At 43.6% G+C, this 18948-nt stretch carries 17 protein-coding genes; 10 read left to right on the forward strand and 7 right to left on the reverse strand.

Annotation, left to right across the window (positions count from 1 at the left end):
* Positions 1 to 128: 128 nt before the first annotated feature.
* From IGI78_RS02965 to IGI78_RS02985, 5 genes are read left to right on the forward strand one after another with little or no spacing between them, the layout of a single operon-like run.
* Entirely contained in the window at positions 129 to 2168 is a 2040-nt protein-coding gene (locus IGI78_RS02965) for a BglG family transcription antiterminator (RefSeq protein ID WP_430618378.1), read from the forward strand.
* Entirely contained in the window at positions 2165 to 2446 is a 282-nt protein-coding gene (locus tag IGI78_RS02970; RefSeq protein ID WP_005227537.1) for a PTS sugar transporter subunit IIB, read from the forward strand. Before IGI78_RS02965 ends, IGI78_RS02970 begins: the two co-directional genes overlap by 4 nt.
* A 16-nt stretch (positions 2447 to 2462) precedes the next feature.
* Entirely contained in the window at positions 2463 to 3827 is a 1365-nt protein-coding gene (locus tag IGI78_RS02975; RefSeq protein WP_430618380.1) for a PTS ascorbate transporter subunit IIC, read from the forward strand.
* A gap of 22 nt (positions 3828 to 3849) precedes the next feature.
* Positions 3850 to 4707: a transketolase gene (locus IGI78_RS02980; RefSeq protein WP_430618381.1), complete on the forward strand. Its 858-nt coding sequence runs from the start codon at positions 3850 to 3852 to the stop codon at positions 4705 to 4707.
* A 3-nt stretch (positions 4708 to 4710) separates the two neighbouring features.
* Positions 4711 to 5673 (forward strand): transketolase family protein, encoded by a 963-nt coding sequence (locus IGI78_RS02985; RefSeq protein WP_430618383.1) that lies wholly within the window; start codon positions 4711 to 4713, stop codon positions 5671 to 5673.
* 116 nt (positions 5674 to 5789) lie between these two features.
* On the opposite strand, the gene IGI78_RS02990 is transcribed toward IGI78_RS02985, so the two are convergent.
* Positions 5790 to 7256: a PH domain-containing protein gene (locus IGI78_RS02990; RefSeq protein WP_430618384.1), complete on the reverse strand. Its 1467-nt coding sequence runs from the start codon at positions 7254 to 7256 to the stop codon at positions 5790 to 5792.
* Positions 7246 to 7746, reverse strand: coding sequence for a PH domain-containing protein (locus IGI78_RS02995; protein WP_430618385.1), 501 nt, complete (start codon positions 7744 to 7746; stop codon positions 7246 to 7248). The genes IGI78_RS02990 and IGI78_RS02995 overlap by 11 nt, the downstream gene beginning before the upstream one ends.
* Before the next feature lie 97 nt (positions 7747 to 7843).
* Between IGI78_RS02995 and IGI78_RS03000 the strand changes: the two genes are divergently transcribed.
* Positions 7844 to 8071 (forward strand): GyrI-like domain-containing protein, encoded by a 228-nt coding sequence (locus IGI78_RS03000; protein ID WP_430618387.1) that lies wholly within the window; start codon positions 7844 to 7846, stop codon positions 8069 to 8071.
* A gap of 380 nt (positions 8072 to 8451) precedes the next feature.
* The gene (locus IGI78_RS03005) at positions 8452 to 9294 is read left to right on the forward strand and encodes a class I SAM-dependent methyltransferase (protein ID WP_430618389.1); all 843 of its coding nucleotides are present in this window, start codon (positions 8452 to 8454) and stop codon (positions 9292 to 9294) included.
* A 120-nt stretch (positions 9295 to 9414) separates the two neighbouring features.
* Here the strand turns inward: IGI78_RS03005 and IGI78_RS03010 are convergent, their stop codons facing one another.
* The 3 genes from IGI78_RS03010 to IGI78_RS03020 form a co-directional block, all read right to left on the reverse strand.
* Positions 9415 to 9876, reverse strand: coding sequence for a GNAT family N-acetyltransferase (locus IGI78_RS03010; protein WP_430618391.1), 462 nt, complete (start codon positions 9874 to 9876; stop codon positions 9415 to 9417).
* Between the two features lie 98 nt (positions 9877 to 9974).
* The gene (locus IGI78_RS03015; RefSeq protein ID WP_430618393.1) at positions 9975 to 10544 is read right to left on the reverse strand and encodes a helicase; all 570 of its coding nucleotides are present in this window, start codon (positions 10542 to 10544) and stop codon (positions 9975 to 9977) included.
* A complete protein-coding gene (locus IGI78_RS03020; protein WP_430618394.1) occupies positions 10534 to 11442 on the reverse strand; it encodes a helix-turn-helix transcriptional regulator in 909 nt (302 codons plus the stop codon). The genes IGI78_RS03015 and IGI78_RS03020 overlap by 11 nt, the downstream gene beginning before the upstream one ends.
* A gap of 93 nt (positions 11443 to 11535) precedes the next feature.
* Between IGI78_RS03020 and IGI78_RS03025 the strand changes: the two genes are divergently transcribed.
* From IGI78_RS03025 to IGI78_RS03035, 3 genes are all read left to right on the forward strand, one after another.
* On the forward strand, positions 11536 to 11964 hold the full coding sequence (locus IGI78_RS03025) for an effector binding domain-containing protein (protein WP_430618395.1): 429 nt from the start codon (positions 11536 to 11538) through the stop codon (positions 11962 to 11964).
* A gap of 15 nt (positions 11965 to 11979) precedes the next feature.
* Positions 11980 to 12492 carry a ClbS/DfsB family four-helix bundle protein gene (locus tag IGI78_RS03030; protein WP_121260015.1) on the forward strand — a complete coding sequence of 171 codons (513 nt, stop codon included), beginning with the start codon at positions 11980 to 11982 and terminating at the stop codon, positions 12490 to 12492.
* 423 nt (positions 12493 to 12915) lie between these two features.
* Positions 12916 to 15273, forward strand: coding sequence for an HAD-IC family P-type ATPase (locus IGI78_RS03035; RefSeq protein ID WP_430618397.1), 2358 nt, complete (start codon positions 12916 to 12918; stop codon positions 15271 to 15273).
* A gap of 79 nt (positions 15274 to 15352) precedes the next feature.
* Here the strand turns inward: IGI78_RS03035 and IGI78_RS03040 are convergent, their stop codons facing one another.
* Positions 15353 to 16567 (reverse strand): MFS transporter, encoded by a 1215-nt coding sequence (locus IGI78_RS03040; RefSeq protein WP_430618398.1) that lies wholly within the window; start codon positions 16565 to 16567, stop codon positions 15353 to 15355.
* Positions 16560 to 18896: a family 78 glycoside hydrolase catalytic domain gene (locus tag IGI78_RS03045; RefSeq protein ID WP_430618400.1), complete on the reverse strand. Its 2337-nt coding sequence runs from the start codon at positions 18894 to 18896 to the stop codon at positions 16560 to 16562. The genes IGI78_RS03040 and IGI78_RS03045 overlap by 8 nt, the downstream gene beginning before the upstream one ends.
* Positions 18897 to 18948: the final 52 nt, after the last annotated feature.

Below are 18948 nucleotides of genomic sequence, written 5' to 3' on the forward strand. Positions count from 1 at the left end.
AAATGGTATGGTAATCCTTGAAATCTCCTCTTCGGTCCATCGTTTAAAAAAAACGGAGTTTCAGTTGTGCCGAGAAATGATGGCGATTTCATTTTGTGCAAGCTATAGTTTAGGTGGGGGTAGCAAATATGATTCATTTCAAATTGACGTATCTGTTTTCAGAACCAAATATTGAGGCGTTTCTTCAGTTGACGAAGTGGAGGGATGAGGAATTTCTGGCGGAGATTGCCAAGATCAATCAAATCACTGAACAGCGGTTGAATCAACGAATCACGATGCATGAGGGAGAAGTTTTGATTCCTTCGCTGATTCAACGAAAATGGCCGGAAATTCTTTTCGATGTCCAGAAGAACACGTTGTTTTTTTCGGAAGAAGAGCGGCGGTCCATGATTTATCTTCTGACTTTTTCAGCAGTGAAAGACTTATCTGTCTATCAGTTTCAAGAGCTGTTCTATGTCAGTAAAAATACGATTTTGAAGGATGTAAAGGGGATCAGAGAGGAACTTGCGGCGTTCAAGATTCAACTATTGTACTCTCGAAAATATGGCTTTTATCTAGAGGGAGAGGAATATCAGATTCGCGCTCTTGCTTTTCGAAAAGTCAGTGCGTTATCCAATACGAAAAACGGGAATTTGCTTTTATTTGAGGGAATCTATGCGCAGGATAAAACGATTTATGTTCGGATCAGAGATCATTTGTCCGCAACACTGACTGCCTTCAATCTGGTGATCGTGCCGAGCCGCTTCGAAGAAATGCTTTATTTTCTTAATTATTTATCCTTTCGGATGGCAGAAACGGCTGTTTCTTTAGCGGAGACAGAAACATCGCTGCTACAGTCGCTGCATGTCCATCAAGTCAGTCAGCAGTTTTTAGCAGAATTTCCTGCCATCAAAGATCGGGAAACAGAAGCGCTTTATGTAACGATTCTGCTAAAAACGATTCTGCAAGGAGATATCGAAGATACTTCATTAGAGTTTTTATTGGAATGTGCCAGTAAGATCATTCATGAAATGGAACGACTGGCAGCTATCGAGTTTGTGGACTATCGCACCCTTTTGATGAACACATTCTATCATCTTGTCCCGGCGTATTTTCGAATCCGCTACGGTTTTCCACTGGAGAATGTACTGATTGAAGAAATCAAGCTGCAATACAATGAGTTGTTTGAACTGACGAGACGAGCACTGGGTTCCTTAGAAGACCTAGTCGGTACGATCCCTGATGAAGAAATCGGTTATTTTACGATTTTGTTTGGTGGGGAAGTCAGTAAACAAAAGGCCAAACGTGATTACTTCCAACTGAATGCATTAGTCGTTTGTCCCAGTGGCATCAGTTCATCCTTGATTTTGGAATCAGAATTAAAGGAACTGTTTCCCCAGATCCATTTTATGCCGGCTCGTTCGATCGAAGAGTATGAAAATGTTCGCTTCAATGAAGAGATTGATCTGATTTTTTCCAGTGCGCCGATCAAAACCAAACGGCCATGTTATGTGATCAATCCGATTATGACGCCCATTGAGAAGGATGAATTGGTTAAAAACGTACAAGCGGCATTCTTTCCTTCAAAAACTGGTTTGCATTCCATTGACGATGTGTTAGAAGTGATTTTGCCCTATATTGATTTAAAAGCAGGCATCAGTAAGCAAAAGCTGAGAAAAATTTTGCAAAGAAAAATCAATCGAGAATTGAATAGAAGGGAAGACCAACGTCCGATGTTATCAGATTTATTAACAGCAGAAACCATCCAATTTACCGAGGTGCCGCTGACTTGGCAAGAAGCCATTCGAGCTGCAGCTGCGCCATTAAAAAAGACCAATAAAATTGAGGAACAGTATATAACCGCCATGATCAATAAAGTGGTGGATCACGGTCCCTTTATCCATATTGGAAAAGGCATCGCTTTGCCTCATGCGCGTCCAGAAGATGGGGTCAATGCGATCGGGATGTCGTTATTAAAAGTCAAAGAACCAGTGCTTTTGAATGATGATCCGCAACACCCCATTCACGTGTTTATATGTTTGGCGGCGGTTGACAATGAGCTCCATCTAAAAGCGTTAGCGAGTTTGACTAAAATTTTGTCGAATAATGAAAAACTAACTGCGTTACTTTCCGCAACCAATGCGGATCAAATAATTGAAGTGATCAGAGAAGGAGAAGATGAAAAATGAAATTTGCAGCAGTGTGTGGGTCAGGATTAGGATCAAGTTTTATGGTGGAGATGAATATCAATTCTGTTTTAAATGAACTGGGTGTCTCAGGTGTGGAAGTGTCCCATTATGATTTAGGAAGTGCCGCACCCGATATGGCGGATGTTTTCTTTGTTGGTGGCGATTTAGCCGATAGTGCGCAGCATCTAGGTGAGATCGTGGTGTTAGACAGTATTATCGATCTCGATGAATTGAAGCAAAAGGTTCAAGCCGTTTGTCAGGAAAAAGGATTACTATAAAAAGGAGTAGACAGTCATGAACGAATTTTTAGATATTCTTATTGATATCGCGAGTACCCCAGCGATCCTAGTTGCACTGATCGCCGTTTTGGGGAATGTGCTGCAGAAAAAAGACATTGCCACGATCGTCAAAGGGGGCATCAAAACCTTTGTTGGGTTTCTCGTGGTCACTGCCGGGGCTGGGGTGATCGAAAGCTCTCTGGCGCCATTTGGGGAGATGTTCCAAGCAGCCTTTAACATGCAAGGGGTCGTCCCTAATAACGAAGCGATCGTTGCGCTGGCTTTGACGACTTACGGCACCTATACCGCACTTATTATGTTAGCCGGCATGGCCTTCAATATTTTGATTGCCCGTATCACTCGCTTTAAATACATTTATTTGACTGGGCATGCCACGTTGTATATGGCGTGCATGATTGCGGTGATTTTGAGCGTTACTGGAATGAATACTTTTAATCTAGTTTTATTTGGCGGCTTAGCGTTAGGGATCTGTAACACGATTTTCCCAGCGATCGCACAGCCGTTTACCCGAGAAATTACCAAAAATGATTCCGTCGCATTAGGGCATACGGGGAACTTCGGCTATGCATTGAGCGGATTGATCGGGAAATACGTCGGCAATAAGGAAAAATCTACAGAAGACATCAATTTTCCGAAAGGCCTGTCTTTCTTGCGGGATTCTACTGTTAGTATCACGATTACGATGGCTGTTGTATACGTGATCGTAGCAATTTTTGCTGGGAGTGAATTTATTACAGAAAATCTTAGCAATGGCACGAACTCGATCATTTATTCGTTGCAGCAAGCCGGTTCGTTTGCCGCTGGTGTCTTTGTGATTTTAGCTGGTGTCCGTCTGATTTTGGCAGAAATCGTACCAGCCTTTAAAGGAATTTCCGAAAAGCTTGTTCCTAATGCGATTCCTGCATTGGATTGTCCGATTGTCTTTCCTTATGCGCCAAATGCTGTTCTGATTGGTTTTCTAACCAGCTTTGTCGGTGGAATCGTTAGTTTGATCATCATGGTCTTCACAGGAACAACCGTTATTATTCCAGGTGTCGTGCCCCATTTCTTCTGTGGCGCAACGGCAGGTGTTTACGGCAATGCAACGGGTGGTGTGCGAGGCGCCGTCATTGGTTCCTTTATTCATGGGATCATTATCAGCTTCATGCCGATCTTGTTGATGCCAGTCATGGGGGATCTTGGGTTCCAAGGCTCAACTTTCTCTGATACCGACTATGGAGTTGCAGGGATCTTCCTAGGAAACTTAGCCAATATGGGCGGTCAAATCGCCATCTTCTCAGGGATAATTGCGGTAGTCGCGGTCTTGATCGGATTGACGATTTTCAAGAAAAACAGCCGGGCAAAATCTGTTTCTGAATAAATAGAGGATGGAGGGATAAATAGTGGCAATCAGTGAACAAGAATACCACGAACTCGAAAGATTAGCGGCAAAGATTCGTTTAGATACCCTTTGCAGCATCAAGAAAATGGGGCAAGGCCATCTGGGCGGTTCCTTTTCAATTGTTGAATTATTAGCCGTTTTGTACGGCAAACAGCTGCGGGTCAATCCACAAGATCCACAGTGGGCGGATCGTGACCGACTCGTTTTATCAAAAGGACATGCTGGCGCCGCACTGTACAGTGCATTAGCAAATACGGGCTATTTTGATCGGTCGTGGTTATGGACGATCAATGAGGGCGGCACGAGACTGCCTTCCCATCCGGATCGCTGGAAAACGCCGGGGGTTGATGCCACCACAGGTTCACTGGGGCAGGGGACTTCCATGGCTGCCGGGATCGCGACGGGTCTGCGCTTGGCAGGGAAGGACAATTTTGTTTATTTGATCGTCGGGGACGGCGAACTAAATGAAGGACAGTGCTGGGAAGCCTTCCAATACATTGCCCACTTCAAACTGAATCAATGTATCGTCATTATTGATGACAATAAAAAACAGCTAGATGGGCCAACCAAAGACATTCTTGATCCCTTTGACATCCAGCAGAAGATGACTGCATTTGGCTTTTATACAGAAAAAGTTCCAGGAGCAGACATGCAAGCCATTGATGAGGCAATCGAGCGCTGCAAAGCGATCGAAGACCAAGCGGTTTGCATTGTCTTGGACAGCGTGAAAGGACAAGGCGTTCCTTTCTTTGAAGAACTAGATGCCAATCACTCCGTGAAGTTTACCACGGATGAAATCAATCAAGCGGCAGAAGCGGCAATCAAAGAATTGACGATAAAAATCGAAGGAGGACGCTAAGGCATGTTTACATTAAGCAAAACCACTGCTGCTGGTAAAGAGCTGCGAACATGTGTCGTTGACACATTGGTGGAACTCATGGATGAAAATAACCAGCTAGTTGCGTTGGATGCCGACCTTGGCTCTGCCAGTGGCTGGACAGCGATTGCCAACAAACATCCTCAACGCTTTGTCAACATGGGGATCGCGGAAGCCAATATGGTTGGCGTTGCGGCTGGCTTGAGTTTAACTGGCTATACACCTTTTATCCACACCTTTGGGCCATTTGCGACGCGTCGGGTATTCGATCAGTTGTTTATTTCTGGCGGCTATGGCGGCAATACGATCAATATTTACGGTTCTGATCCAGGGTTTGCAGTCGGGCACAACGGCGGCACCCATACGACATGGGAAGATGTGGCTTTGATGCGAATGATTCCCCAATCGATCGTCTGCGATGCAGCGGATGCAGTCCAAATGGCGTGGATCATAAAAACCTTTAGCCAATTATCCGGCATTCATTACGTACGAGGCAATCGGAAAGCTGTTCCAACGATTTATGAAAAAGGCTCGACCTTTGAACTAGGGAAAGGCAATATTTTAAGACCAGGCGATGAACTGTTGTTGATTGCCAGTGGCCAACTGGTTTCTGAAACACTGCAAGTGGCAGAAGAATTAGCAGAAATAGGAATCAGCTGCGAAGTGATCGATATGTTTACCATCAAACCGATCGATAAAGAATTGATCATCCGCGAAGTTCAGGGAAAACGGCAAGTCATCACCATCGAAAATCATTCTATCACCGGTGGACTAGGGAGTGCCGTCGCCGAAGTGCTTGCTGAAACTGGCAGTGCTGTCCCTTTAAAACGCATTGGTGTCAATGAACGATTTGGCCAAGTCGGCACACCCGACTTCCTGCAAAAAGAATATGGCTTAGATGCTGCTTCAATCAAGCAGCAAATCGTCGAGGGTAAGGACAGGGGATAGAAAAAGGAAGCATCAACGAATCAATGGTTGATGCTTCCTTTTCATTCCTTTCAGGTCTTGTGAAAAAACGTCAAACAGCGCGTCAGTCCTGCTGTTTGACGCTTTTTTTGTGTGAACTAAGACAAAAACCAGCGCCGTAACTTTTCTGCTTCAGTTAATGGAAAGTAGAACAGCTTACTTTCGGTGAGAGTATCTTCGGTTTTGATGGTCAGCTGTGACTTGCCAAGCCCTTTTTTGTGCTGCCAATACGTCGTGGTGACGGTGAAATCTTGGATTTTATTTTTCTTCAGATAAGCGGTCACCTTTGTTAAGCCGCGAATCGTTTGACACAACAATACGTGGTTGTCTAAAAATTGATAGCCTTGTATTTTGCCCCGCCAGATGCTTGATAACACGAAGGAACCAAAGAACACGAAGAAAATCAGCGCTAACCACCAGAAAAAGAAGGCGGAGATTCCTACAGCAAGCAGCCCGATCAGCAGCGGCCAACGGCAGAAGTACCAAAAGTTGGGTTGCGGATTTTTCACTAGAGCGGTTTGTTGAAACGACCATTCGGGTAAAAAGCGGGCCAATGTTTCGGTCAGCTGCGCCTCTTTCAAAATGGGGAACAGATAGACCGTATCATCGCTTTCTGAAGAACTGCCAGCAGCCAGCAGTAACTTGACGGAGCTTAGATGAAAGATTCGGCGATAAAGGTTTTGTTCGACACTCAGCCCTTGGATCCTAGCGAGGGGAATCGTTTGGTGTCGTTTAGAAAACAAGCCTTGCGTGATCAGCAGCTGTTGTTGGTTCGTTTTCACCGTAAAGCCATAATAACGGAAAAGATTCCTGGCGATCGCAAGGAAGAAAAACAAAATCAGCAGCCCGAGTAAAAGTGCAGCACCTAGTAAAAGGCCAAGTTGCTGCAATTCCGATGCATAGGCAAAGAGATTGGGAATGTTGTCGATCACGTTGTAGCCGATGACTAGAACCAAGGTGAAAACAGAAAAATCAGTGAGAGAAAACAAGAAAATCTCCTTGAATTTCAAAGTGAATGTTTCTAGCGACGGCTTGGCTGACTTCTCAGCTGAAAACGCAGCGTAATCGTCGGTTGGTTCTTCTCTACTAGTTGTTTGGGCAGTCGGCTGTTGTGGTGTCGCAGCCGCCTTTTTTGACGCTTCGATGGAGGCAATGAGAGCCAGCGGCAATGCAGGGAAAAGAATTTCGGCTTCACCACTCGAACTTGCGGCGCTTTCCAACTTCACTTCAGCTAATTTAAATGGACGTAAATAAAAGTAATGATTCTCTTGAATGGTTTGGATGCGTTCAAATGGCAAAATCGTTTGTTTTTGGATAAAGAGTCCTTTGTTGACTAGTACACTCGTTTGATCGATTTGAAAGGTAAAGCGGGCGTAAGACAGTACCGCAAAAATCAGACAGATCAGTAAAAATAGCAGGATGCCGCCCAGAATCATCGGCAAAGAAGGGGCGTCGTTGAATAATTTGAATACAAGCAGAAATGCTAGTACCAGAAAATTTTTGCAATTTTTGAACCAGTAAAGGCCAATGCACAGCAACGGCAGTCGTTGTTTTTCATAGATCATCTTTGACCACCTCAACTAAAGTCATAATGGTTTCTCGCAAGCGTTCGGCTTGCGCCACTGGTAGGCCTTCAATGGTGTGGTTGGTGGCAGCCGTATGGATCTGTAAGGAGACTAAAGCGTATTTTCGCAAAAAGATCCCTTGGTCTGTTTCGATGTGCTGGATTCGACGGATCGGAATATACGTGGTGCTGCGAAATAGATAGCCACGTTGAATAGCGATATCATTTTCTTGGATCTCGTAGCGATGGAATTTGTAACGGTAGCTCATCAGCACAAAAGAAAGCAGATGACTGATCAAAGCCAGTGCCAATAGGCTTGACCAAAGGGCGAACACCCAGAAATGCAGCCAGTTTTGCATGGCTAGAAACCAAAAAGAAGCAGCGAAAATCAGGCTGAAAATAATCAGTGACGTAATCCTTCGCAACCGCCAAACACGAATGATGGTCTGAGGCATTTGTTCATTTAATAAGGGATAATTCAAGGGAAACATCCTCTCTACATAGAAATAAATAGGGTTACCCACAAATATAGTGGAGATAGAAGAAAAAAACAAGGTCAGGAATTAAAAATAGTTAATTGTGATTTAAATGCAGATAGAAGAAGTACCAGAGGCAGTTTGCACGGTCCATAAAGGAGCCTACACTGAGTTTCCGAAAGCCTATGCTGCAGTGATCCAGTTTGCTGAAAATAACGGTTATCGAATCACAGGGCCTTTTCGTGAAAGCTATATTGATGGTATTTGGAATAAAGAAAGTGAAGAGGAATGGCTGACTGAGATCCAGCTTCCTGTTGAAAAAATCAGCAGGCGACAGTAAGCAGAGACGTAGTTTGATGCAATTTTTTTGTTAGGCAAGGTGTGAATTGCAGTAAGAACTTCTTTTATCGAAGGAAAGCAGGCGAATCTCATTGACAAATCGGCTGGCTCCTTCTAAACTAAAAGCAGAAAAACAAGAGAAAAAGGTGATGGCTCCGGCCTATCTGCTGTTATTCCTTCGTTAACAGGGGTAGGACTGGAAAAGAGTAAATAAAATCAATTTCATAGGCAAAAAATTGACTGCATGCAGTTTTATTTGAAGTGCCTATCATTGATTTTATTTTACTCTTCGCTTTTTGATCTTCATCGTTTGAAGGTTGACCGCAGAGTGAAATCTGCGGTCTTTTTTGTTTTTCAATTATTTTGAAAGGGGAAAAGAAGATGTACCAAGAATTGAGAAAAGCAATCGAGCGGCCACCGCTCTATAAAAAAATGGCAGAGGCGTTTTGGGACGATGCGTATATTTCCAAGCAAATGTTAAAGGCTCATTTGGATCCTGATTTTGAGGGAGCGAGTAGAAAGGTTGACTTTATCGACGAATCCGTTCGATGGATCAGTCGCCTTGTTCCGCCAGAAAAACAGACGCAACTTCTTGATATCGGCTGCGGACCAGGGATCTATGCGGAAAAATTTGCAGCGCTGGGCTATGAAGTGACAGGGGTTGATTACTCCAGAAGGTCCATCGCCTATGCGAGAGATTCCGCGAGTAAGCAGCAATTAAATATTACCTATCTATTTGATAATTATTTGGAGATGGCGTTACCTCAGCAATTTGATTTTATTACCTTGATTTATTGCGACTATGGTGCCTTAAATCCAGAGGAACGCAAACTACTGCTAAAAAATGTGCTGGCGCATCTAAAACCGGGGGGCAAATTTTTGTTCGATGTATTTACGATTGCACAGTTTTTAACGCTTAATGAAGAGCAGACCTGGGAAAGTCACGAATCAGAAGGGTTTTGGCGGGGGGAGCCCCATCTTGTGCTGAATCAACGATGGAAATATCCTGATCACGTCTTGCTGGAGCAAACAACGATTTTAGCAGAAGATGAGGTCACAAATTATTATTTATGGACGACCTATTTTTCAAAAGATGCATTGATAAAAGAAGCTAGGACTGCCGGTTTTGATATTTGTGAGATATTCGGCGATGTCAAAGGTAGTCCTTATAGCGAAGAAGGCTCGACAATGGCGATGCTACTGAAAAAACCATTCCCTATCTGAAAGAGTGGTTTTCTGTAAATAGAAAAAAGAAACGACGATTTTCTGTCGTTTCTTTTTGTTTGGCTCCGGCACTGATCAATCAATTTTTTTGTTCTAATGATCGGGCATATTCAACACCACTCATTCAGCGAAACGTCGAACCATCGTAATATCTGTTTCCAAATAGCCCATTTTTTTGTATAGCTGATACGCAGATTGATTATGGGCAAAAACGTGCAAGCCGATCTCAGTGATGCCTTGCTGGACCGCCCACTTTTCCAAAGCCTGTAAGGCTTTGGTACCATAGCCTTTTCCTCGCTGGTCTTCCTCGATAATAAAGTCATAGATGAAGGCTTTCTGGGCAGCTGTGTTGACCCAAATCACTCCGATCGGTTCACTAAAATCAGCTGGTAATAAGGAAAACAAGTGATTGTTCTCGGTAGCAGGTCCTTGAGGAAGCAAAGAAGCAAAACTCTCTTTGGCTAGGGTGAGGGCCTCGTCTTTGGCCCATGTGCCTGCTTGGACTTTGTCATTGGCGTATTCGAAAACAGCGTTGGCTAAGTAGGCAGCATAGTCGCTGTCTTTCATTGGGATTAAGTTCATCTGTTTCTCCTTTCGTCCTTTTGGGTCCTCCCTATCCTGCAGAATGATTGTAGTAAGGGGAATTTGGGACGTTTGATTGGTAACTATTTGTTTCCCCTTCAGATGAAGGTCTCTGACAACGGGTCTCGTCGTTGAAACAAAAACAGGTCATCCGGGGAAAATTGGTGGTGTGCATCGCAAGTATAGCCTCGCAACCAGTCAGCTCCATCGATGCGGCGAATGTAGAATCCTTTGGGGAAATCGTCGGCTTTTTCCAAAGGCATAGAAGCAATCGTGATTGCAGCAGCTGGCGCTTTTCCGTGGGATTTCAGTCCGGTACTATTTGCCAGTTGACGATAGCTGAGGCGAAAGTGTAAGGCCATTTCCAAGGTACAATCGCTCAATCCGTAAGAAAATGCAGCTGCAAAAATCTCCGTCAAAGCCCCACCTTGTGTGAGTCCCAGTTCTTTAAGGGAAACAATCACACAAGTAGCACGCTGTTTATCGGCACTGAGGGAGAGATGGGGATGGCGCAAGAGCTGGTTGCCATACGCGTTTAAGTGAATCTGCTGTTCTTCCAACTGCTGGCAAAGGCGGGCTAGCGAAACCCCGCCATAGTCTACGATCACTTCTTTCAAATCAAACACTCCTTTCAATAGGGATCCATTTCTTGAAAAATCAGTTCGCACCCTCGTTCTCAGACAAGTTGGCATAAATCGCAGCAACTTCTTCTTGGTAACGATTCTTTAATCGAGGGGGACTTAAAATGCGTAGGCTTTTCCCAAAGGATAACAAATAGGGCACTACCCAGCTTTCCTCGGGTAAATCAACGGTTACCACAGCAGTGCCTTCCTCCGTCAAAGTAATATCCTGATGATCGAACTCATCATATACCCGATAAAGAACGTCGGCTTGAAAGAATAGACGAGCAGGATAGGTGGTAACAGTCAATTCAATGGCAGAATCAGGCGCAGTGACCGGAAAAAAATGCTGGTCAGTGAGGTGGACCTGACTCATGCGGCTGATTTTAAATGTCCGAAAGGCATTCTTTTGCTGGTCGAAGGCTTGCAGATACCATGCTTGCGAACGAAAAAGCAGTTTGTAAGGCTGACAGACGCGTTTTTGCGGTCCCTGTTTACTGATATAGTCAAAGGTGATCACGTGGTTCGTTAAAATACTCTTTTTTAATAAATCAAACGTGTCGTTGCCGTTTTCTCGCCGATGCCAAGTGGAAAAATCCACTTCTAGCCAATCAGCATCGGGCTGCTTAAACAAGGATTGCAGTTTTGCCAGCGATTGCCCACTGATCTGTGGCGTTAGCTGGCGAATCCCTTTCAACGCCAAAAGTAGGTTTTTTCGTTCTTCCTCTGATAATAACACTTTATCCAACACAAAACTGCTTAACAGATAAACGCCGCCATTTCGACCCGTTTCGGTATAAATGGGCACGCCAATACTGCTTAGGGTATTGATATCTCTGGTGATGGTGCGAGTCGAGACTTCAAATTGTTTGGCTAATTCAGAAGTGGTTGCTTTTTCATGATTCAACAGGTGGTAGATAAGGCCGAACAGGCGTGTCGTGCTCACTGGTGTTACTCCTTTTATAAAAAGATGATAAAACACTGACAGAAGGTGTCTAGGTTTCTATCGTATCATAAAGACAAAGAAGGAGGAACTCTAATGAAATTTTCGATAATGGCAACGGAAAGAACCAATAATTTTACTGATCCAGCGATTCAAGCAAAAATCACTGGCTTATGGGAGAAAAACAGCGAGGCGGTCAAGAAAGCCGCAGAAAAAGGAACGGTCATCGCTTGCGTTTACCACGAGTATGAGTCAAACTATCAAGGAGACTATGCCGTTTCTCTTTGTTGCGAAGGAACGGAGCAAGCAGACTTTGATACAGAAAAATATACTTGGAAAAAGTATCCGATCGATCGACGCGATGCGCAGGGCATTTTGACTACTTGGCGTCAAATCTGGTCTGAGGAAGAAAACCAGCAGCTGCAGCGCAGGTATTCCTTTGATTTTGAGCAATATGCGCCAGACGGCGAAGTAACGATTTTTATCGCCATTGCTGAAAGCGACAAAGAGCAGCTATTTTCCTGAATAGGAGGACAAACAATGAGACAGTATGAAAGCAAAGTAGCGCTGATCCAAGAGATCACAGAACGTTACCAAAAATTTCGCCAAGAATTTGATGAAATTCCTGAAGCCTTGCGAAATCAACGGATAGCAAGTGTCGACAAGACCCCTTCAGAAAACTTGTCTTACCAAATTGGCTGGGTCAGTTTGTTATTGTCATGGGAAGCACAGGAACAGCAAGGGATGAGCGTTCACACACCTGCTGAAGGGTACAAATGGAACAACCTTGGCGGATTGTATCAATCTTTTTATCAGACATACGGCAGTTTGACCTTAGCACAGCAGCAAGAGCTCTTAGACCAAAAAGTGACGGCCCTTTGCCAGTGGATCGAAGGCTTATCCGATCAGGAATTGTTTGAAGCAGGGCAGCGGGATTGGGCAACCACCAAAGCACAGTGGCCAGTCTATAAATGGATCCATATCAATACAGTAGCACCCTTTACCAATTTCCGAACGAAAATCCGAAAATGGAAAAAGGAAGCGCTGCATTGATCAATAAAAGAAGCAAGCTGGTTGAGCGTTTTTTAGCAACTGAGGGAACAGCTAACTTAAAGAATTGTTAAACAGTTGATCTGTGAAGATCAGCTGTTTTTTTTGTTTTGTGTCATCGCAAGAAACCACCTGGAAAGCCTATGATAGCTTATTGTCTAGTCGGTTCAGGTTAAGGAATAAACTGTTATTTTAATTCCTAAAGTGACGCGAAGGTGACAAAAATGAAACGCCAATTCGTAAAAGGGTATGCTATATTTTAAACAGTACTTGTTTTTTTACAGAAAAAAAGCGGGGAGTCGATGGCGTATCTTACGCAATCGACGCCAATTGGTTTTATAGAAAAAACACAAAACCATTCCCAAGTCTGATGCAAGTTTGCTGAATATTCAGCAAAATAAAAGTAAATGACTAAGAATAGAAAGGGTGAGGATCATCGAAAACAACCAAACCATTGGCTTGACGTCAGGAGAAGTCAAGGTGCGGGTGCAGCGCGGTCAAGTCAATAAGACAAAAAAGGATACGACGAATACGTACCCGAAAATCCTTTTTACCAATATCTTTACCTTTTTCAATTTGATCAACTGTGTCCTATTCTTTCTCGTCTGTTTGACGGGTTCTTATCAAAACGGTTTGTTCGTCTTTGTTGTCTTCAGCAATGTGATCATCAATCTCTTTCAAGAAGTTCGTTCCAAACGAACGCTGGATAAGCTGGCATTGCTAAAAGTTGCCAAAGCGGATGTCTATCGAGATGGCAAGCTGGAGAACTTGCCGATCTACAAACTCGTAATGGATGATGTGTTACGACTGAAAAGCGGGGATCAAGTGCCGACGGATGCCAAAGTCATTCAAGGATCTTTAGAAGTCAATGAATCCTTGCTGACTGGTGAAATGGATACGATCTACAAGCAGCCAGCAGACGAGTTGTTTTCTGGCAGTTTTATCACTGCTGGCGAAGCGTTATGCCAAGTGATCCACGTAGGCGCTGACAACTATATCGCAAAAATCAACAAAGAAGCCAAAACCATCAAACGACAAAAATACTTGATCCAAGGTAGTTTGAATAAAATCATTCGTTGGATCAGCTTGATTTTGGTGCCGTTATGTACCCTCTTATTCGTCAAGCAGTTCTATTTCTCTCATGCAACTTTCAACACCGCCATCTTACGGACGGTGGCGGCAGCTGTGGGAATGTTCCCCGAAGGTTTGTTTTTATTGACGAGTGTCACGTTGACCATCAGTGCCGTCTATCTGGCGCGCAAAAAAGTGATGGTGCAGGAATTGAACTGCATTGATGCCTTGGCACGGGTCGATGTTCTTTGCCTAGATAAAACGGGCACGATCACCGAAGGCAAGATGACGGTGGAAAAGACGATTTCCTTTCAATCGGAAACACCGTTGGCAGAAATCACTGGTAACTTAATGGCGCAGCTACCCGATCAGAACCCAACGGCAATGGCGCTGCGAACCTTTTTCCCAGAAAAAACGACGTACCAGATGCAGCAAGTCGTCCCTTTTTCATCAGATCGTAAATTCAGTTGCGTCACGTTTGAAGGACAAGGCACTTATTTCATCGGAGCTGCGTCGATTTTACTGGGAACCAACCATGAAGCTGTCTTAAAACAGGAAAGGCAGCTGGCAGAAGAAGGCTACCGAGTGATCGTTTTGGCTCACAGTACGCAAGGCTATGAGGAGGCAGGACTGCCGACGGATATTGAACCGCTGGGCTTTTATTTACTGTCAGACACGATTCGTGAAGATGCCAAGGAAACCTTGGAGTATTTTCGTTCACAGGCAATCCAATGCAAGATCATCTCTGGCGATGATCCAGTGACAGTCAGTCAAATCGCGAAAAAAGTCAATCTACCAGGGGCTGCTGATTTTATCGATGTGTCAAAATTAACTGCGACCGAATTAAAAGAAGCTGTCAGCAACTATCAGATTTTTGGTCGAGTGACGCCGCAACAAAAGAAAGAAATGGTGCTCTACTTGAAAGAACAAGGGCATACCGTCGCAATGACTGGCGATGGCGTCAACGATGTTTTGGCGCTAAAAGAAGCCGACTGCTCCATCGCAATGGCTTCTGGTGTTGATGCTGCGCGTCAAGTGTCAAATCTGGTTCTTTTGGAAAATCAATTTGATGCTTTGCCATCGGTCATGGATGAAGGCCGCCGAGTGATCAATAACATTACCCGCTCAGGTTCATTGGTGCTAGTGCAAGTCTTATTCTCCATCATGATCACCATGGGGACGTTGTTATCAGGAACGACCTATCCTTTTGAGCCGATCCAATTAACGATCATCAATGCCTGCTTTGTCGGCATTCCGACCTTCTTTTTAAACTTTGAACCAGACTTCAATCGGATCAAAGGGGACTTTATGACGACGATTTTCAAAAATGCTTTTCCAACAGCCTTGTCGATTACGGTAGGAACTTTGCTGATCATCAACTTTGGCTATTGGTTCAACAGCAGCAGTAAAGCTCTATCGATCATGAGCATTATTTTTACTGCTTGGAACTATCGCTTGATCCAGAAAAAAGTCTATCCAGCGATCAACAGCTATCGAACGATGATTTTTTTCAGCACTCAGATCTTGTACTTTGCTGCTTTGATCGTCGGTCGCGACCTCTTTAACCTAGGCAATACTAGCTATCTCAACCTCATTCTCTTGATTGCCTTGTTGAATTTTTCCGCCTACATGCAACGCTTTGCGGATAAGGGCATCGAGCTACTTATGCGAAGATATACGAAGAAACGAGCGCTGCAGAAAGTGCAAAACTAATAGAATAAGCCTGAAATGATTGTTATCCATCATTTCAGGCTTATTTTTTTGCAAAGAGGAGCTTTAGAAAATCATCTTATTAAGACTGTACTTGTGAAAGAGAATCCTTGTCTAGGGGAGCTTGATTCAATGCGCGTTTGCCGATATTGGTTACTAAGACGATCAGACTGAGGATCACGCAAGCAATTCCACCGAATAAAAAGGCTTGTTCACCCGGATTAATCGTTAACCAACTCAGGATGATAGGCGAGAAAATACCGCCCAGTGAGTTCAAAAATTGGAACACTGACATAGCAATTGCAATCTCAAAAGGCCGTGCCTTCAATGAGATATAGTAAGGAATGGTAGCCATAACCATAGCCATAGCAAATCCTGAGAGAATAGCACCGATAGACATGGTCAGTACCGTTGAAGAAAAACGGCTGATCAGAAACGTTAAAGCTAACGATAGAAATCCTAATGCAAGTGTTTTGTCTTTTGTCACGCGATTGATGTACTTCAAACTGAAGCCGGCAATGAACCCACCGACCGTTCCAATTGCATTGACTAATCCAGTCGTACTTGTACCACCAATTTCTTTATGGTTGATCAAAATAGAGAGATTACTTGGATAAATTGTGTAAATAAATGACATGAAAAATGAGAGTCCTGCAATAACAAAAATCAGTTTACTCATTGATTTTAAGACATCAATGGGGACTGAGGTTGACTGGTTCTTTTTGTCAGTTGCAGTTTGTATGGGAATTTTATCCATAGGAAGATTCACTAGTAATAATAAGAAAATCAGGATGGTTATTAGAAAAATGTAGTAGGTATTCTGCCAATTTGAGGCACCTAACAACCCGCCACCCAGCATCATTACAACGGAGCCTAACGAAGTAATTGCTGTTCCGATACCCATTAAGCCGGCTCGTTCTTCTCCTTCAAAGTATTCTGAGAGTAACATGGGACTGAGTGTATTCATAAACCCAATCCCAATGCCCAAAATAAGCGCAAACGCCAATAGGAGATTGATGCTTGAATGAAAGAAGATAGGGACTAATCCTCCAATAGCTGTTAAAAGGATTCCGAAGAGAGCTAAGATTTTTTTGGGACATTTCATCGCTAATACTCCTACGAATAGGGTGGTAATCAAAGACCCTAAACTAGGGATCGTACCGATCATTTGAATCTTCGCAATCGGTTCATTAGGAAAATCAGCAATAATGGCACTGTAAGCATTAGTCACAACTAGGGCACTCATACTCATAAAACTCAGACTAATGATGCCGATTTTTAACCTCAATTTACTCATATATTTTCTCTCCTTTAAACGTTAAATGGTGTTCGCCAGATGTTAAAACTTTTGAGTTCTCTCCATATTGGAAGGTTGCTTTCGTATTTTGTGGCACTCTTAAATGGAATTGGTCATTGCTCCGTTCGATTTCAATGTCACCGTATGCCGTTGTATAGTTCAAGTGATAACTTGAGATCGTGGTTTGCTCAAGCGGTGAAACCGTAAAAGAAGTGAAACCGGGTTCTGTTACTTGTAATCCTGCCAAACGTCTCACTAGCCAATCCCCAACACAACCAAATGCATAGTGGTTGAAAGAAAAATCACAGACTGTACCATCAGGTTGAATCGATGCCCATGACTCCCAAATCGTTGTTGCCCCATGATTGACTTCGTAAAGCCAAGAAGGGCATTCTTCTTGTAGTAAGAGCTTCAGTGCCAATTCTTGATAGCCATAATCACAAAGAACGTCAAGGAGATAAGGGATGGATAAAAAGCCAGTGTCTAGGCAATAATTGTTTGCAATAATCAGTTCGGTTAGTCTTGCTGCTGCAGCTTTTGACGCTGTTTCATCTAAAAGACCAAACGCGAGTGCGATCACATAGCTTCCTTGAAAATCAGCGGTAAGGTGATCATCGTGCCAGTAATATTTCTGAAAAGCAGCTTTTACCTTATGACTAAAATCATTCCAATCTTCTTCCTCTTCACCCAGTAGCTGGCTGATTTGAGCAAAAAGTTGAGACGAGTGTGCTAGAAAAGCCGTACCGAAAAGGTCTTTCGTGGCGAGTGCCGTTTCCATCGGACCTTTCGCATTTTCTCCGATCATAAAGCTAGGAAACATCCAGTCACCAAAATGAAACTTTGTATCCCATAAATATTGTTTGTCATCCGTCTTGTCCCCAGCGGCGCTTTTTCGACTAAAGGAGAGCCAACGCTTCATTGCTTGATAATTCTCGGCTAAAATTTCTAACTTGCCATACCGTTGATACAATGTCCAAGGAAGTAAGACGATTGCGTCGCCCCAACCAGCAGAAGACAAAGAACCAGTAAGCGACTCTCCTTCAAAATAATCTCGTGGGGCAGGGGTATAGTCGACGATTTGTCCATCTGCTTGTTGCTCCAATCGAACGTTGTCTAGCCAGCGCCCTAAGAAGTCATAAACATTCATAAAGAATGTTGCTGTTGGTCCGAACACTTGAATATCACCTGTCCAGCCGACCCGTTCCCGTTGCGGACAATCTGTTGGAATCGATAGCATATTCCCTTTTTGACTCCATTGAATATTCTCAATCAGCTGATTTACTTTTTGATTGGATGTAGTAAAAGAGCCGGTTGCTTTCATATCAGAATAAATTGCGTATGCCCAGACAGACTGTTTATCAGGCAGGACGTCAAGCCCATCAATTTTGATGTAGCGAAATCCGTGAAAGGTAAAATCAGGTTCTAGGCAGGCTTCGCGGCCATTGCCAATAAATACATCTTTTTGGTCTTTGTTTCTACCAACGATATTATTGAAAAAATGTCCCTCCCGATCGAGCACTTCGCTATGCTCAATGGTGATTTCCTGTCCATCAGCTAATGGAATCTCTAACTGGACGCGACCTGCGATCACTTGGCCGAAGTCTACGATCACAGCGTCCTTTTCCCACCAAACACTCTTTGCTGCAAGCTTTTCTTGGCGTTTGACTTGCGGTCCTCTTTGAGGAGTCAAATGATCGAAGCCATAATCTGCTTTTGACACTTTCGTAAATCCAGTTAAGTCAAAATCGGTTTCCCAGTTTTCCTTTTCTAAACGCAAATCTTGTTTTTCACCAATAAAAAGATCACTGTAGACATATTTGCCATGGCTGCTAACAAAATCTTCGTCTGTCACAATGATTTCATACGTACCGTCGGTATAGTAGATTTCGATTTCTCCTAAAATACCTAGTCGATCACCGAATTGAGCACTGCCGCCACTGACACTGACCCTGCCGGCGTACCAGCCGTCAGCTAACGTTACCGACCAAACATTTTTTTCTTTTAACATGTGGGTCACATCATATGTCTGGTATTGAAGATACTGCGTGTAAGAGGTATAATCTGGCGCAAATAAGGCTTCTGATACCGCTTGTCCATTGATTTTTGCTTGGTAGATGCCGTGTGCCGTCATCGTAAGGGATGCTTGTTTGATAGACTTGTTTTCAACAGTGAATATCTTTTTCAAATAATGTGGTGGGAGTAACCTTTCTTCGGGAGGATCCTGCACAACTTTTTTTCCTGAAAACATATCCGCCAAACTGAATGGTGGTTCTTTTCGAGTTGGCTCTTGCTGCGGTTCGATCCAAGTCGCTTGCCATTTTTTTGTCATAAACTGTCCTTCTTTCTTTCAACATTTGCCCTAAATGAAGCTTGCAATTCTT

This window comes from Enterococcus sp. DIV1767 (assembly GCF_050542585.1).
GTDB lineage: Bacteria > Bacillota > Bacilli > Lactobacillales > Enterococcaceae > Enterococcus_D > Enterococcus_D innesii.